The sequence below is a fragment of the Kitasatospora sp. A2-31 genome (genome assembly GCF_022288725.1).
GTDB lineage: Bacteria > Actinomycetota > Actinomycetes > Streptomycetales > Streptomycetaceae > Kitasatospora.
The window spans coordinates 78,978-94,922 of record NZ_JAKNTA010000003.1; the positions used below are offsets into that span (position 1 = coordinate 78,978).

At 76.8% G+C, this 15,945-nt stretch carries 11 protein-coding genes; 3 read left to right on the forward strand and 8 right to left on the reverse strand.

The annotated features are described in order from the left end of the window. The first annotated feature begins 58 nt into the window (after positions 1-58). Positions 59-3,835, forward strand: a complete 3,777-nt coding sequence (locus MCM47_RS09155; RefSeq protein ID WP_238860199.1) for a PAS domain-containing protein — start codon at positions 59-61, stop codon at positions 3,833-3,835. A 129-nt stretch (positions 3,836-3,964) separates the two neighbouring features. Here the strand turns inward: MCM47_RS09155 and MCM47_RS09160 are convergent, their stop codons facing one another. Further along, complete coding sequence (locus MCM47_RS09160; RefSeq protein ID WP_238860201.1) at positions 3,965-5,626, reverse strand: long-chain fatty acid--CoA ligase; 1,662 nt, start codon at positions 5,624-5,626, stop codon at positions 3,965-3,967. A gap of 188 nt (positions 5,627-5,814) precedes the next feature. On the opposite strand from MCM47_RS09160, the gene MCM47_RS09165 reads away from it, so the two are divergent. Next, entirely contained in the window at positions 5,815-6,012 is a 198-nt protein-coding gene (locus MCM47_RS09165; RefSeq protein WP_238860203.1) for a hypothetical protein, read from the forward strand. A 225-nt stretch (positions 6,013-6,237) separates the two neighbouring features. Here the strand turns inward: MCM47_RS09165 and MCM47_RS09170 are convergent, their stop codons facing one another. Together MCM47_RS09170 and MCM47_RS09175 are read right to left on the reverse strand one after the other, a co-directional pair. Continuing rightward, positions 6,238-7,623 carry a hypothetical protein gene (locus tag MCM47_RS09170; protein ID WP_238860205.1) on the reverse strand — a complete coding sequence of 462 codons (1,386 nt, stop codon included), beginning with the start codon at positions 7,621-7,623 and terminating at the stop codon, positions 6,238-6,240. Between the two features lie 91 nt (positions 7,624-7,714). Continuing rightward, positions 7,715-8,581, reverse strand: coding sequence for a DUF1906 domain-containing protein (locus tag MCM47_RS09175; protein ID WP_238860207.1), 867 nt, complete (start codon positions 8,579-8,581; stop codon positions 7,715-7,717). 152 nt (positions 8,582-8,733) lie between these two features. Between MCM47_RS09175 and MCM47_RS09180 the strand changes: the two genes are divergently transcribed. Beyond that, positions 8,734-9,798 (forward strand): DMT family transporter, encoded by a 1,065-nt coding sequence (locus tag MCM47_RS09180; RefSeq protein ID WP_238860209.1) that lies wholly within the window; start codon positions 8,734-8,736, stop codon positions 9,796-9,798. 69 nt (positions 9,799-9,867) lie between these two features. Here MCM47_RS09180 and MCM47_RS09185 read toward each other — a convergent pair whose 3' ends face one another. From MCM47_RS09185 to MCM47_RS09205, 5 genes are all read right to left on the reverse strand, one after another. Continuing rightward, entirely contained in the window at positions 9,868-10,647 is a 780-nt protein-coding gene (locus MCM47_RS09185) for a pyridoxal 5'-phosphate synthase (protein ID WP_238860211.1), read from the reverse strand. Between the two features lie 418 nt (positions 10,648-11,065). Beyond that, positions 11,066-11,395, reverse strand: coding sequence for a hypothetical protein (locus MCM47_RS09190; RefSeq protein WP_238860213.1), 330 nt, complete (start codon positions 11,393-11,395; stop codon positions 11,066-11,068). Positions 11,396-11,869: 474 nt separating this feature from the next. Beyond that, a complete protein-coding gene (locus MCM47_RS09195) occupies positions 11,870-13,234 on the reverse strand; it encodes an FAD-binding oxidoreductase (protein ID WP_238860216.1) in 1,365 nt (454 codons plus the stop codon). A 258-nt stretch (positions 13,235-13,492) separates the two neighbouring features. Further along, positions 13,493-14,917, reverse strand: coding sequence for an MFS transporter (locus MCM47_RS09200; RefSeq protein ID WP_238860218.1), 1,425 nt, complete (start codon positions 14,915-14,917; stop codon positions 13,493-13,495). Positions 14,918-15,052: 135 nt separating this feature from the next. After that, a complete protein-coding gene (locus tag MCM47_RS09205; RefSeq protein ID WP_238860220.1) occupies positions 15,053-15,886 on the reverse strand; it encodes a MerR family transcriptional regulator in 834 nt (277 codons plus the stop codon). Positions 15,887-15,945: the final 59 nt, after the last annotated feature.

Genomic DNA, 15,945 nt, shown 5'->3' on the forward strand with positions numbered 1-15,945 from the left:
AAGAATGAGATACTGCCGTCTCCGGAGGAGCTGCCCTGAGCCGAGGAGACCTGTCGACGTGAGCAGCAGGCCGATCCGAGGCGCTGCTCGCCTCGCCGCCATACTCGACGCCCTGCCCGACGCGTTGCTGCTGGTGAACAGCAACGGCACCGTCGTCGATGCCAACAACGCCGCCGTCCAGGCCCTTCAGGCGCCCGGCACCTCGCTGGTCGGCATGGGCGTGCTGGACCTCCTGCCCGAGTTCGATCCGAGCCGGATCCCCGGCTCGATGCGCCCGGCGGCCCGCGAGGACGACGCGCTGGACCGCCCGGTCCGGATGACCGCCCGCCGTACCGACGGCACGACCTTCCCGGTCGAGGTCTCCGGCAACGACTTCGCCGACGACGGGGCGTCCTCCGGTGACGGGCGCGGCTACGCGCTCTCGCCGCTCGTCCCCTACGACCCCTACCGCGAGGGCTCCCGGTCCTCCGCGAGCGACCTGCTCCTGCTGCTGGTCCGCGACCTCTCCAGCCGGCTCGGCGTCGAGGCGGAGCTGCGCCGCCAGCACAAGCAGACCGAGATGATCCTGCGGGCCGCCGCCGAGGGCGTCCTCGGCGTCGACCTGGAGGGCCGCTGCGTGCTGGTCAACCCGGCCGCCGCGCACATCCTCGAGTACCGGGCCAGCGAGCTCGGCGGGCGCGAGCTGCACCCGCTGATCCAGCACTCCCGGGCCGACGGCACCCCGCTGGCGCTGGAGGAGTCCGCGCTGCTGGACACCCTGACCTCCGGTCGCAAGCACCGGGTGCGCGGCACCGTGCTCTGGCGCAAGGACGGCCGGCCGGTCACCGTCGACCTCACCACCGCCCCGGTCCGGGACGGCGACCAGCTGGTCGGCGCCGTGATGACGTTCACCGACCGCAGCCGCGAGCTGGCCCTGGTCGCCCGCAACGAGCACCTCACCGCCGTCCTGGAGAGCGAGCTGGGCGGCGCGCTGACCGCGCTGCACCGGCGGATCGACGCGCTCGCCGCCGACCCGGCCGGCCAGCTCTGGCCCGAGGCCAACTGGACGCTGCGGCGGCTGGCCGACGAGTGCCGCCGGTTCGGCAAGCTGATCGACGGGGTGCTGGCCCACCAGCGCTCCGAGGCCGGCGAGGGGTCGTCCGGGGGCCCCGGCGGGGGCGCGGGCGAGGCGCGGACCGGCAGGAAGTCCGCCGAGCGCGTCCCGGTCGCGCTGGACGAGGTGGTCCGGCGGGCCGTCGAGCACGCGGGCGAGCTGGTCGGCGCGGGGCGGGTGCGGTTCTCGGTGCACGCCGCCGCCGTCGAGGTGATCGCCGACGAGCAGCGGCTCGCCCAGGCGCTGGCCCACCTGGTGGCCGACGTCAGCGGTGTCACGCTCTCGCTGGACGCCGCCCCCGGCCTGCCCTCGCCCGGCCTGACCCCGGGTCCGCCCCCCGCCGGCGGCCCCGCGCAGGCGCCGGCCGAGACCGAGGTGCCGATGGTGGTGCTCGCCGCCGCCCAGCGCGGCGACGTCGCCCGGGTGGAGATCCGCGGCCCCGGCCGCGGCGGCAGCCCGGTCCACCTGCCGATCGCCCGCGCGGTGGTCGAGCGGCACGGCGGAGTGCTCCAGCCGCACGAGCTGCCCGGCAAGGCCGGCACCACGTACGTCGTCGAGCTGCCGCTGGACCCGGCCGCGGCGAAGGCCGCCGCCGAGCGCGCCGGCGCCGAGGGCCGGTCGGACCGGCCCAAGGAGAGCGACTCCGCCGTCCTGCCCGAGCTGCCCGGCATCCCGCAGCTGCCCACCGCGCAGCGGCCCGAGGACGGCGCCGAGGGTCCGTCGGAGGGTGCCGACCCGGCCGCCGATTTCGCGGACCGGCCCGGGGACGGCGAGCCCGCCGGGAAGCCGGCCGGCGAGCGGCGCGGGCGCCGCGGACGGCCGGCCCCCGAACAGCAGTCGCCGCAGGCCCTGCCGGCCGGCGACGGCGCCGACCCGGCGGACGGCCCGGGCGGTGCGGATGCGGCGGGCGGTGCCGGCGGCGCCCCGATCGCACTCGGCCCCGCGCCGGTCGCCCTCGGGCCCGCGCCGACCGCCCCCGGCGCCGCCGAGCAGTGGCCGCACGCGCCGGCGCGGGTCGAGCGGGCCGTCCCCGAGCAGTGGAACGGCACTGGCAACGACGCCGCCTACGGGCGCCAGGGCCTCGCGGGCCCGACCCCGCAGGCGGCCGACCCGTGGGGCAAGGACGACGGCCGGTCCGGCACCGCGTACGCCGTCCCCGTCGACGGCCTCCCGGAGGACCGGGCCGCCGCCGTGGCGCCCCCGGACGGTCCGCGCGGCCCGCTCGCCCTCGGCCCCGCCCCCGCGGACGCCCCCGCCGGTACCCCGGCGCACGGGACTCCCACCGACGGCACCTCCGCCGACGGCACCCCCGCAGGCGGCACGCCGACCGGCGCCGGGGCCGGCCCGGAGGCGGCCGGCGCACCGGAGGCGAAGCCCTCGCGGCGGCGCCGCGCGCTGCCCGCCGACGACTCGTCCGGCGGGTTCGCGCTGCCCGGCGTTCCCGACGCCGGCACCCCGCACTACCCCGGTCTGGAGCACGCCCTGCCCGCCGGACCCGCCCCCGCCCCGCCCGAGCCGGCCGCCGCGCCGACCGGTCGCCGCCGACGGCTGGCCGTCCCGCCCGGCCCCGGCGCCGAGCCGCAGGCACCGGCCGAGGGCGCCGGCACCGCCCTGGCGCCCGCGCGCCCCGCGCTGCCCGCCCCCGGGGCGGCTCCGGACGGCCGCGAGGCCGGTCCGCAGCCGGTCGCCACCGGGCTGGCCGAGCTGGTGCCGCCCCGCCCGCTGCACTCGCCCGCCGTTCCGGGCGACCAGCAGGACGGCGCCGGCCGCGACCAGCACGGCGGGCCCGACCAGGCGGGCTTCCCGGTCGCGCTGCCGCCCGCACCGCTGCCGCCCGTGCCGGTCCCGCTCCAGGGCACCGGCGCGCCCCTCCCGGGGCCCGCGGCCGACGCGCCGCAGCAGTCCGCCGGGCAGGAGGCCCGGACGGCGCCGCGGCCGATGGCCGAGCTGCCCGCCGCCGGCCGCAGCGGGACCGCGGAGCACCCCGCGGCGGCGCCCGCCGCCGAGGACGGCGGACGCCGCCTGCTGGTCTGGCCGGAGCCCGACCCGGCCACCCGGCAGGCGCTGCAGGAACGCGGCTACCACCCGGTGATCGTCCGCTCCCGCGAGGAGGTCGACGCCCAGGCGGCCGGCTTCCCCGCCGCGCTCTTCGTCGACCCGCTGACCGGACCGATCACCCGGACCGCGCTGCAGTCGCTGCGCACGGCCGCGCTCAACAGCCGCGTCCCGGTGCTGGTCACCGCCGGCCTCGGCCAGGCCACCCGGGACGCCGCGTACGGAGCGGACCCGGCCGTCCTGCTGCGCGCGCTCGCCCCGCGCGACGGAGAGAACCACGCCCCGCGCGTGCTGCTGGTCGAGGGCGACCCGGACATCGCCGCCGCCATGATCAGCAGCCTGGAGCGGCGCGGCATGCACGTCGAGCACGCGACGGACGAGAACGACGCCGTCGCCCGCGCCAGCAGCGTGCAGCCCAACCTCGTGGTGATGGACCTGTTCCAGATCCGCCGCCGCCGGGTCGGCCTGCTGGACTGGCTGCGCGCCAACGACCGGCTGCACCGCACCCCGCTGGTCGTCTACACCTCGGTGGACCTCGACCCGCGCGAGCTGCCCCGGCTGCGCACCGGCGAGACGGTGCTGTTCCTCGCCGAGCGCTCGACCACGGCTGACGTCCAGTCGCGGATCGTGGACCTGCTCGGGCGGATCGGCGCGATGGGCGAGGCGGGCGTCGCCGCCGCGGGCTGACGGACGCGGCGGCGACGCAGCACGCCGCGGCACGGACGCGGCAGGGACGCGGCACGGACGCGGACAGGCCGGGGGCCGGCCGCCCCTTGCCGGGGTGGCCGGCCCCCGGGCCGTCCTGCGGGCTGCGGGCTACTCCTTGCCGAGCAGCGTGACGGTCAGCTCGTGCGCCGCGTACCTGGCGCGGATCACCTTCTTGTCGAACTTGCCGACCGAGGTCTTCGGTACCGACTCGACGATCGACCAGCGCTCCGGGAGCTGCCAGGAGGCGACCCGCCCGGCCAGGAAGGCGCGCAGCTCCGGCAGCCCGGCCGTGGCGCCCGGCCGCAGCACCACGGTGGCCAGCGGACGCTCGCCCCACTTCTCGTCCGGCACCGCCACCACGGCCGCCTCGGCCACCTCCGGGTGGGCCATCAGGTGGTTCTCCAGGTCCACCGAGGAGATCCACTCGCCGCCGGACTTGATCACGTCCTTCGCCCGGTCGGTGAGGGTGAGGTAGCCGTCCGGGGTGATCGTGCCGACGTCCCCGGTGCGGAGCCAGCCGTCCTCGGAGAACTTGTCGTCCGGCCGCTCCGGGTCGTTGCCGGCGCCGCCGTAGTACGCCCCGGCGATCCACGGCCCGCGCACCTCCAGCTCGCCCGCCGCGACCCCGTCGTGCGGCATCCGCTCGCCGGCCGGGCCGATCAGGCGGGCCTCGACGGACGCCGGGAAGATGCCCTGGGTGACCCGGTACGGCCACTCCTCCTCCGGGGTGAGGCCGCCGGGCGGCTGGGCGAAGGAGCCGAGCGGCGAGGTCTCGGTCATGCCCCAGGCGTGCACGACCCGGATGCCGTGGCGCTCCTCGAAGCCCTTCATCAGCGACGGCGGGCAGGCCGAGCCGCCGATGACCACCATCCGCAGGCTGGAGGTGTCGTACTCGCCCGCGTCCAGCTCGTCCAGCAGGCCGCTCCAGATGGTCGGGACGGCGGCGCTGACGGTGGGCCGGAGGGCGGAGATCATCTCCGCCAGCGGCTTCGGCTGGAGGAAGCGGTCCGGCATGAGCAGGTTGGCGCCGGACATGAAGGCGGCGTGCGGCAGGCCCCACGCGTTGACGTGGAACATCGGGACCACCGGCAGTGCGGTGTCGCGCGGGGTGAGGGCGAAGTTGTCGCCGGTGTTGACCTGCAGGCAGTGGAGGTAGACCGAGCGGTGACTGTAGAGCACGCCCTTCGGGTCGCCGGTGGTGCCGGAGGTGTAGCAGAGCGCGGCGGCCTGGCGCTCGTCGATGTCGGTCGCCCAGGGGAACTCGGTCGGCCGGTCGGCGATGAGCTCCTCGTAGTCGTGCACGGTGCCCGGGAAGCCGTCCAGGACGGACCGGTCGCCGGGGCCGGTGACCACGATGTGCTTCAGCGTCGGGTTGAGCCGGGGCAGCACCGCGGCCAGCAGCGGGAGCACCGTGCCGTTGACGATGATCACGCGGTCGGCGGCGTGGTTCACGATGAACGCCAGCTGGTGCCCCGGCAACCGCAGGTTGAGCGTGTGCAGCACCGCGCCCATCGACGGCACCGCGAGGTACGCCTCCAGGTGCTCGGCGTTGTTCCACATCAAGGTGGCCACCCGGTCGTCCCCGGTGACGCCGAGCTCGTCCCGCAGCGCGTACGCCAGCTGGGCGGCGCGCGCCCCGACCTCCGCGTACGTCCGGACCACCGGCCCCGTCCCGTCCCAGGTCGTGACGGTCGAGCGCCCGTGGATGGTCGAGCCGTGGGTGAGGATCCTGGCGACGGTGAGCGGTACGTCCTGCATCGTGCTGAACACGGGTCCTCCTTGACCGGGCGGCACTGCGGCTGCGACGGCCCCGCCGCTACTGGTGGGTAACGGGGGCAGTCGAGCCCGATTCTGCCCCTCCCACCTCGCCGCTGTCAGCATCCCGGCCCCGTCGGGCCGATCAGTGGTTCCCGGCCGCGGCGCCCTCGGCCGGGCGGCGGCACGCGATACTGGGCCGCATGAGTGACAGTGGTGACGACCGCCTGGTCGACCCGGGGCCGACCGGGTTCAAGGCGCCCTGCCCGTGCTGCTCCGGCGGCGTGCGGACCCGGGCCCGGCTGGGCGTGCGGTCGGACCGGTCGGGGACCGGTCACATCCCGGAGACCTGTCGGGACTGCGCCGGGAGCGGCTGGCTCTCCCTCGGCCTCCGGGGCTGATGCGCCGCCGGCAGCGGCCCCGGCCGCCGGACGCGTCCGGCGGGGCCCGGGCGGGAGCGGCATGACGGCCGGTCAGGCCGTCCGGCCAGGGCTGGTCGGGGCCGGTCAGGGCCGGTCAGGGCTGGTCGGGGCTGGTCGGGGCTGGTCGGGGCTGGTCGGGCCCTCCTCGGGGCCGGGTGCGGCCGGCCGGTCGGGGCCTCCTCAGGGCCGCGTGCGGCGGCCCGGTCAGGCCGCCCGGCAGGGCTTGTAGAGCCGGACGCAGGCCTCCGGCTCGGGCGTGTACGCCGGGTCGAGCACCCAGCCCTGCTCCGCGGCGATCCGCAGCACCTCCTGGGCGCCGGCGCCGCGGTAGGTGGCGAGGTTGACCCGGGTCCGGGCCGGCACGACTGCCTCGACGACGGGCGAGGGGACCCCGAGCTCGTCGGCCTTCTTCGGGGACGCGCCCCGGCCGGGCTTCAGGATGCGCCGGATGTGGCGCTCCCAGGCCGCGGAGCTGCCGGTCAGCTCCGCCCAGAACGCCCGCGGGCCGACCGCCCAGCGCGCACCCCAGCGGTCCCAGTAGTCCGGCCGGGCGTGGCGCCCCCCGAAGAACAGCAGGCCGAGCACCCCGCAGAGCGGCACGTAGGCGATCTGCAGCACCAGCATGAAGGGCAGCAGCACCGCAGGCCGGCTCGGCTGCGGCCCCCACGGCGTGCCGGGGGCCGCCGGCGGGTCCAGCGGGCCGGGCGCGGCCACCGGGGCCGGCGCCGGGAAGACCCGGCGGAGCCGGACCCTGCCCTCGTCGCTCGCCCCGCCCTGCCAGCCGTACCGCTCGGCGATCCGCACCACACCGGCCGCCCCGAGTCCCCGGTAGAGGCGCAGCGCGAGCTTGACGTGCATCACGCGCGAGAAGTCCGCCTCGACCGAGCCGTCGCCGAACGCGTGCCGCTGCTCGGCGTCGCGGATCCGGCGCTCCACGATCGGGGTGACGTAGCGCTCCCAGTCCTCCGGCCGGCCGGTGAGCTCGGCCTTGAGCCGGCGCGGCGGGATGAAGGTGCGGTTGACCTTCAGCCAGGCGTCCGAGGAGGGCGCGGACGGGCCGCTGCTCCCGCTCCAGAGCAGGATCACGAACAGCGCCACCAGGGCAGCGATCCAGAGCGGCGCGTAGATCCACTGCAGGGTGAACTGCAGCAGCACGGCGACCGGGTTGCGCCGCGGCGCCGGACCGGGGTGGCCACCGAGCGGGCCACCCGCTCCGGCCGGGGCCGGGCGCTGCGGCGCGGGCCGGTGCGCGGGCGAAGGCTGGGCGACGGGCGCCGCCCCTGAGGGGACCGGCTGCGCGGGGATGGGCTGCGCGTACGGGTTGGCCGGGTACGGGTTGGCCGGGTACGGGGCCGGGGCCGGGTACGGGGCCGGGGCCGGGTACGGGGCCGGGGCCGGGTACGGGGCCGGGGCCGGGGCCGGGTACGGCTCGCCGTACGGGTTCGGCGCCCCCTGCGCGTACGGGCCGCCGCCCGGGCCGTACTGGACGCCCTGGCCGTACTGGGCGTGCGGACCGCCCTGCGCGTACGGGTTCGGTTGCGACGCGCCGCCGTGCCCGCCCGCTCTTCCGCCGTACTCCTGGTCCGTCATCCCCGTCCCCCGTTCTCGACCGAGCCGACCGCGATCGGGTCGACGGGCCACCCTAACCGCCTGCGCGGACCCGCCCCGGCCCGTCGGTCCGTCAACTCGCCAGCGGGGCGTCGACCTCGTTCCGGTCGATGACGAGCGTGGCGCCGCCGTACGTCTCCTCGACGTTGCCGTGGTGCTGGTGGACGCGCTGGTGGTTCGTCCAGAGATCCGGGCTGAGCGGGCCCTCGCCGGCCGTGTCGGCGTGGTCGTTCCAGCGCGCGTACCAGAGCGTGTCCGGCAGCGGGGAGCTCCCGGCGCGTGCCGCGGCGGCGAGATCGGCGATGCCGGAGTCGAGGCTGGAGTAGAAGCCGGACCGGAAGCCCGCGCCGTGCAGGCCCTGGGTCCAGCCGAGTGCGAAGTCGACGACGGCCTGGCCGCAGACCGGATCGTGCGGCGGGTAGGCCTCGATGTCGAGGAAGACCGGGCTGCCGCCGCCCAGACCGACGGCGCGCAGGCCGCGGACCGCCTCGGCGGCCTCCTGGCGCCCTTGCTGGACGGCGCGGGCCGGGTCGATCCGCAGCGGCTTGCTCCCGAGCTCGCGGCACGGCGCCTGCAGCCCGACGTGCACCGGGAGGAACCGCCAGCCCATCGCGCGCGCCTGGCGGACCCAGCCCGCGGTCAGCTGCGGCTGGGCGCAGGCGCGCTGGCTCCCGCTGGTGTAGATGCCGAGCGCCCCGTACGGGGAGGCGCCGCGCCAGGCCCGCAGGGTCTCCAGCGGCGGGGCGGTGCACGCGTCGAAGGCGGCGCCGCGGTAGTTGTCGCGGGCGGCGGGGGGACCGGCCCGGTCCGGCAGGACGGTGGTCCGGATGCGGGGGACGGCGACCGCGACGGTCTCCGCGGCGCCCGCGCCCGCCCCGTCGACGGCGAGCAGCAGGACGAGGGAGGCGGCGGCCATGGCCGCCGAGCGGAGATAGCGCACCCGGCCTTGATACTGACGGATCGTCGGACGATGGCGCCAACCGCGCCGGGCCCGCCGGAGAAGCTCACCCTTTCGGGGGCACCCGTCCGTATCCGTCCCGATATTTGTAACGAGCTTGCCGCAGGCTGACTCCTTACGGCAAACTCGCCAGCATGCCCACGCCCCACCTCACCGAAACCACCGCCCCGGCGCCGGCCTCCGCCGCCGAGGCTCTTGCCATGCCGCCCGCCCCCAAGGGCGAGCCCGCCGGCGAGCGCGGTGGCTGGCGACGAGGCGGGGCGCCCGGCTCGGAGCTGCCACCGGAAGCACCGTCCGCCGGGCCGACCGGCCGGCGGACCCCGAAGTTCCTGCGGCGCCCGGAGCGAATCCCGGCGCCGCTTCTCTGTCTGGCCGCGATGCTGCTGGTCCAGCTCGGGATCGCGCTGTCCAAGCCGCTGTTCGGCCCGCTGGGCGTCAGCGGCACGACCTTCCTCCGGCTGGGCTTCGCCGCAGTGGTGCTGCTCGCCGCCACCCGGCCGACGCTGCGGGGGCGCCGCGCCCGCGACGTGGCCGCCGCCGCCCTGCTCGGAGTGGCCTCCGCGGGGATGACGTTCCTGTTCGCCGGTGCGATCGACCGGCTGCCCATGGGCACCGCCGCGACCATCGAGTTCCTCGGCCCGCTCGCCGTGGCCCTGGTCTTCGCCCGGCGGGCCAGCCACCTGCTCTGGGCCCTGCTGGCGGCCGGCGGCGTGGCGCTGCTGACGCTGCTCGGCGAGGACGGCGGCGGGTCGTCGCTCGACCCGGTCGGCCTGGCGTACGCCTTCGGGGCGGCCGCCTGCTACGCCGCGTACATCCTGTTCACCGACAAGGTCGGCGCCGCGTTCCAGGGCTTCCAGGGGCTGGCGGTGTCGATGACGGTGGGTGCGCTCGCGCTGGCGCCGTTCGGGCTCGGCCAGGCCTGGGACGGGCTCACCGCGCCGGGCGCCTCGCCGCTGGTGCTGCTGCTGTCGGTCGCGGGCGTCTCGCTCCTGGTGCCGGTGATCCCGTACGCGCTGGAGATGACGGCGCTGCGGCGGATGCCGCAGCGGGTGTTCAGCGTGCTGGTCAGCCTGGAGCCGGCGGTCAGCGCGCTGGTCGGCCTGGTGGTGCTGGGCCAGCTGCTGGGCGCGGCCCAGCTGGCCGGGATCGGCTGCGTGGTGGCCGCCAGCGTGGGCGCCACGCTGACCGGGCGGCGCTGACCCGGCCGGGTCGCGCCGGGGCGGGTCGCGCCGGGGCGGGGTTCGCGGAAGCGCTCCCGCCCCGGCGCCCTACGGCCAGAGCAGCGTGCGCGACCACTCCGGAGCGCGCACCGGGCCCGTCCGGGTGTAGCGGAGCCGGACGTGGCGGCGGTCCGCGTCGCCCTGCCAGAACTCCACCTCGTTCGCCCAGAGCGTGTACACCGCATGCCCGGCCGCCACGGCGTCCGGGGTGGCCTCCAGTCGGCGACGGGCGACCGCGACCGCCTCGTCGTACTCGGCCAGCGAGCCCAACGGCTCGCTCTGCCGGCCGACCAGCGCGCCGACCCGGGCGGCCGGGGAGCGGGTGGCGAACTCCGCGCCGGCCACCTGGTCCGCGGCCCGCTCGACCGTCCCCCGGACCCGCACCTGGCGGCCGAGCTGGGGCCAGTAGAGGGTGAGTGCGGCGGCCGGGTGGTCGGCGAGCTGCCGGCCCTTCGGGCTGTCGGCGGCGGCCGAGAAGACCCATCCCGTACCGGCGGCGTCCACGTCGCGCAGCACCAGGACGCGGGCGTCCGGCATGCCGTCGGCGTCCACCGTGGAGAGCGTGGCGACCTGCGGGTCCAGCACACCGGCCGCGAGGGCGGTGGCCAGCCAGTCGACGAAGAGCGGGCCGGGCTCGCCGGGCGCCGCCTCGGCGTCGAAGGAGGGCAGTGGACGGGCCATCGGCGGGCGGCCGAGCAACAGCTCGGGCACGGACCTGGCTTCGGGCCTGGCCTCGGACTTGGTCTCGCTCGCCCCGGACCCGGCGTCGGGTCCCGGGGCAGGCCTGGCCTCGCCCGGACCGTTCACGCCCGCCTCCTCCGCTGCCATCGCGCCCTTCCTTCCGGTTGCCGCGGCCGCAGCCCCGCGACGGCCCGACCGTCGGGCCCGGGCGCGGGTCTTGCGCTGTCGGAGCGCAACCGTACCGCCGCGGGGTGACGGCGCCGCGGCCACCCTGGCCGGTCGGCCCCGGGCGGCGCACCCGCCCGGTGGCGCCGTGCGTTCGGGCCCGAACGCACGGACCCCGGACGCACTCGTGGGCGGTGCCGTCGACGGCACCGCCCACGAGGCCGGTTTCGCGGTGACCCTTTCCGCTGCCCCGGGTCGTTCCCTGCATCGGATCGTCCCCTGCTGCGGCTCCGCGAGCGCCTTCCGGCCCCTCGGAACCGCCACGAGCCCGCCGCGGATGCTCAGCTCACCCGCGGCGTCCCACCTCGGGCGCCCCCGCCGTCGGTGGGACCCGTTCCGGTCAGTTGAAGACCGGGGCGAAGACGACGTTGACGTTCTTGTTGGCCTGGCCGGCCAGGACGGCCCCCGAGTTGTCCTTCACCGCGAGGGTGTTGGCCTGGTTCGAGGCGCCGGAGCCGGTGGCCGTCTGCTGGGTGGAGACGTAGTTGCCGTCGACCGAGCCGAAGACGTTGCCCGTCCCGACGTTCGACACCACGCTGCTGTTGGAGCCGTCGTCGGCCGCCGCGCCGTTGTCGGCGGCGGCGGAGCCGGCCCCCGCGAGCAGCAGACCGGCCGCGAGCGGGGCGGCGCACAGGAGACCGGCCAGCCGGCGGGTGCGGATCCGAGCCATGGATATCCTCCGAAAACTGTCAATCGTCATCGCGTGATCCGTCATCGCGTGATCGTTCGATCATTCGATCGTTCAAGGTGATGCGTTCCTGCATGCGGTGCGGGAGTTCGCCGGCCAGACGAACACCTGCGGCTGCGACGCCGGGAGACAGACTTCCGCAACAAATCGACAAAGCGCCACCACCCCGCGGCTCTTTCGCCCTTTCGCGTGATATCCGGGGTGCCGGCGAATAACACTCTCCGCAGCGGAGATCGCGCGCACTCACCGGCGATGACCAGGGATTTCGCCCGAACGTTCCGATCCCGGGAGGCTTCGGACGGCGGCGCGCGGAAGGCGCACGCACCACCTGGCGCACCACCTGGCGCAGCGCGTCCGGGAATGCGCCCCCGCGATGGGAGGGTCACCACCCACTGTCGATATATCCAGCCATTCTATGACCGTTCCACAATCCTATTGAGTCACCGGGGAAAGACCTCAGACCGCCTTGCCCGGATTGAGGATGCCCAGCGGGTCGAAGACCGCCTTCAGCTGCCGCTGGAGCTCCACGGCCACCGGCCCCAGCTCGCGCGCCAGCCACTCCCGCTTCAGCAGGCCCACCCCGTGCTCCCCGGTGATCGTGCCGCCGAGCTCCAGCCCCAGGGCCATGATCTCGTCGAAGGAGAGCTGGGCCCGGGCCGCCTCCTCGGGGTCGTCCGCGTCGAAGATGACGATCGGGTGGGTGTTGCCGTCGCCGGCGTGGCTCACCACGCCGATGGTCAGCGCGTGCCGTTCGGCGATCTCCGCCACGCCGGCCAGCATCTCGGCCAGCCGGGAGCGCGGCACCGCCACGTCGTCGATCATCGTGGTGCCCAGCCGGTCCAGCGCCGGCAGCGCCAGCCGCCGCGCCTCCAGGAGCAGCTCCGACTCCGCCTGGTCCTCGGCCGGCACCACCTCCGTCGCCCCGGCCGCCCGGCAGATCTCCCCCACCACGGCCAACTCGCCGGCCGGATCAGGCCCGTCGAAGGCCACCAGCAGCAGCGCCTGGGTCGACTCCGGCAGGCCCATCTGCCCGAGCTCGTTGACGGCCCGGACGGTCACCGCGTCCATCAGCTCCATCAGCGACGGCGTGAGGCCCCGCGCCATCACCTCGCAGACCGCCGCCCCGGCCGCGTCCGCGCTCGGGAACTCCGCGGCCAGCGCCAGCTGGGGCGCGGGTGCGGGCCGCAGGGCCACCACCGCCCGGACCACCACGCCCAGCGTGCCCTCCGAACCGACCAGCAGCCGGGTCAGGTCGTAGCCGGCCACGCCCTTCGCCGTCCGACGGCCGGTGGAGAGCAGCCGCCCGTCCGCCAGCACCACGTCCAGCCCGAGCACGTACTCGGCGGTGACGCCGTACTTGACGCAGCAGAGCCCGCCCGCGCCGGTGCCGATGTTGCCCCCGATCGTGCAGGACTCCCAGCTGGACGGGTCCGGCGGGTAGGAGAGACCCAGGCCTGCCGCGGCCCGCGAGAGTTCGGCGTTCACCACCCCGGGCTCGACGACCGCGATCCGGTTCACGGGGTCGAGCTCCAGGATGCGGTTCATCTTCACCATGGACAGCACGATGCAGCCGTCCACGGCGTTGGCCGCCCCGGAGAGCCCGGTCCGGGCGCCCTGCGGCACCACCGGGACGCGCAGGTCGGTCGCCGTCCGCAGGATGTGCTGAACCTGCTCGACCGTCTCCGGGAACGCCACCACCGCCGGGGTGCCGGCCGTGCAGAAGCCGGCCATGTCGTGGCTGTAGGCGGCCATCACGTCCGGGTCCACCACCAGCGCACCGGGCGGGAGGCCCTGTGCCAGCCGGTCCGTCAGATCACTCATCGCCGCCTCCGCTCGTCCGGCGCCGCGGAGCCCGGTGGTCGCCCGGGCCGGCGCCGCCCAGTCCGCACGCCGTCGGGCCGCGGGGCCGCCACTCGTGCGCGGCCCGGTCGTACGCGGCCCATCGCCTTCGGTGGCACTCTGCCCGGCGGGTGCCCGACCGGCAAGTACGCCGTTCCGGACGGGGCGCCCGGGGCGTGCGACCGGGGCCGGTGTGCCGCCGGCGGCCGGTGCGCCGCCCGGGACCCACTCGGCCGCGGTTCAGACCCGGCGCAGCGTCGGGGAGGCGAGCGCCGCCAAGCCCGCCGCGCCGGTGGCGAGCGCGCAGAGCAGGGCCGGCAGGCGGACGCCCGCCGTGTCCGCGAGGACCCCGAGCAGACCGGTGGAGAGCACCAGCGCTCCACTCTGCACCAGCGTCAGCAGGGCCTGCACCCGGGAGAGGTGGGTGGTCGGCGCGGCCCCCAGCACCAGCGGCCCCAGGTGGCAGGCGAACAGGCCTGCACCCGCCCCGAGCACCACCCCTCCCGCGACCGCCGGCACCGCACCCGGCACGGCGCCGCCGAACACCGGCGCGCCCGCGACCGGCCCGCCGGGCGCCCAGGCCAGCACCGCGATCCCCGCCGACGCCGCACAGAGCCCGGCCGCCGCCCCGACCCCGGCCCGCCGCAGGCCGCCCCGCCAGGCGACCACGGCCGCCACCACGAGCACCCCGGCCCCCTCACCGCCGCCCACCAGGCCGGCCGCGCCGGCGCCCCAGTCGTGCGCCCGGGCCAGCAACGGCACGAGCAGCGACACCACCGGCAGCAGCGCCCCGGCGGCGGCCCCGGTCAACAGCAGGGAGGCCCGCAGCAGCGGGTCTCCCGCCGCCAGCCGGACACCGGCCGCCGCCTCCCGGAGCAGCCCCGACGCGCCGGCCGACCGGGCCGGCGGCGCCTCCGCCGGGCGGAGCCGCAGCAGCACCAGCAGGACGACGCCGAAGCTCACCGCGTCCGCCAGCGCCGCCCCGGACAGTCCGCCCAGGGCGACCAGCACCCCGCCGAGCGGCGCCCCGAACAGCGCCGCCACCTGGCCGCCCGCCTGGCGGAGTGCGAGCGCGCGGGGCAGCCGGTCGGCGCCCACCAGCCGGCGCGGCATCGAGCCGCTCGCGGGGAGGTAGAACGCGTCGACGGTGCCGATCACCGCCGCGGCGGCCACCAACAGCCCGAGCGGGACGTCCCGGCCGGACGCGGCCCCCGCGAGCACGAGGGTGGCGACCAGCATCACGGCGTCCCCGACGAGCATCACCCGGCGCGCCCCGAACCGGTCCGCCACGGCGCCGCCCAGCAGGACGAGGGCCGTCCGGGGCAGCGTGATCGCGGTCAGCACCAAGCCGGCCGCGCCCCCACCGTGTGCGGACGCGGCCCAGCCCAGGGCGAAGTAGAGTGCCGCGTCCCCGAGCAGGCCGACCTGGACCCCGCCCAGCCAGAGCAGGTACCGGCCCGGCAGCGCGGCCGGCCGTGCCCCGGGGTGGGATGCCCTGAGGCGGGGTGCCCCGGGGCGGGCCGGCCCGCCGGCGGTGGGTGCCGGGCCGGTGGGTGCCGGGCCGGTGGACGGGGTGCCGGTGGACGGGGTGCCGGTGGACGGGGTGCCGGTGGACGGGGTGCCGGTGGACGGGGTGCCTGGACCGGGGTCGGTGCTCGTCGCCATGCCCGCCGACGGTAGGACCCTCGACCTGGTCGAGGGCAAGCCGCCGACCGACCGCCGCCCGGGCCGCCCCGCCGCCGACCGCCTCACGCCGGCGGCCGCGCGGCCCCGGCCGCACCGCCCCCGGCGGCCAGGGCCCTACCCGGCGCGGACCACCGGCTCCTGAAGCTCGGTCACCCAGTCCGCCGTGGACTCCGGGCACTCCAGGTACAGCTCCCGCGCGTACCCCGTCGAGCGGTAGCCGTTCTCGTCGATGAACCGGGCGAGCGTCTGGAAGGCGCCCAGGGCGTCGTCCATCGAGCCGCGGTGGACGACGGTCGCCGCCTCCTCGATCTCCGGCAGGTCGACCACGGCGAAGCCGTGCTCCGCCGTGGGCTCCACCGACGCACCGATCGGGACCGCCACCCGGATCAGCACCGAACCGTCCCCCTCAGGCGTGTCCTCGTACCGGGCCACCGACGGGCCGGTCCCGGCCACCCCGGCCTCCTCCACCCGCCGGCAGAGCTCCGCGAACAGCGGGCCGATCACCGGCGTGATGTCCTCCGGCTCGTAGCTCGCCGCCACGGCCGTCAGCTCCGCCACCCGGACCGGCGGCACCCGCTTCACCACGACATCCTGCTCGGGCATGCTTCCCTCGCTCTCGATCGTCCGGAGCCTCGCCTCGACCCGGGCCAGCCGCTGGGCGTCCGCCGCCATCGCTGCGGCGAGCTCGGCCCGCCGCAGCCGCAGCATCCCGCGCAGATCACCCGCGTCCACCCGCTCGTCCAGGACGTCGATCACCTGCTGCAGCGTGAAGCCGAGGTCCTTGAGCGCGATGACGCGGTTGAGCCGGGCGAGTTGGGCGGCCTCGTAGGAGCGGTAGCCGCTGACCGGGTCGACCCGGGCCGGGCGCAGCAGGCCGATCGCGTCGTAGTGGCGCAGCATGCGGACCGACACCCGGCCGTGCTTGGCGAAGTCTCCGATGTTGAACATGATGCCTCCAGTGCAGCCCCTGACACGGTGTCATGGTCAAGCACCGGATCCGCGCCCGG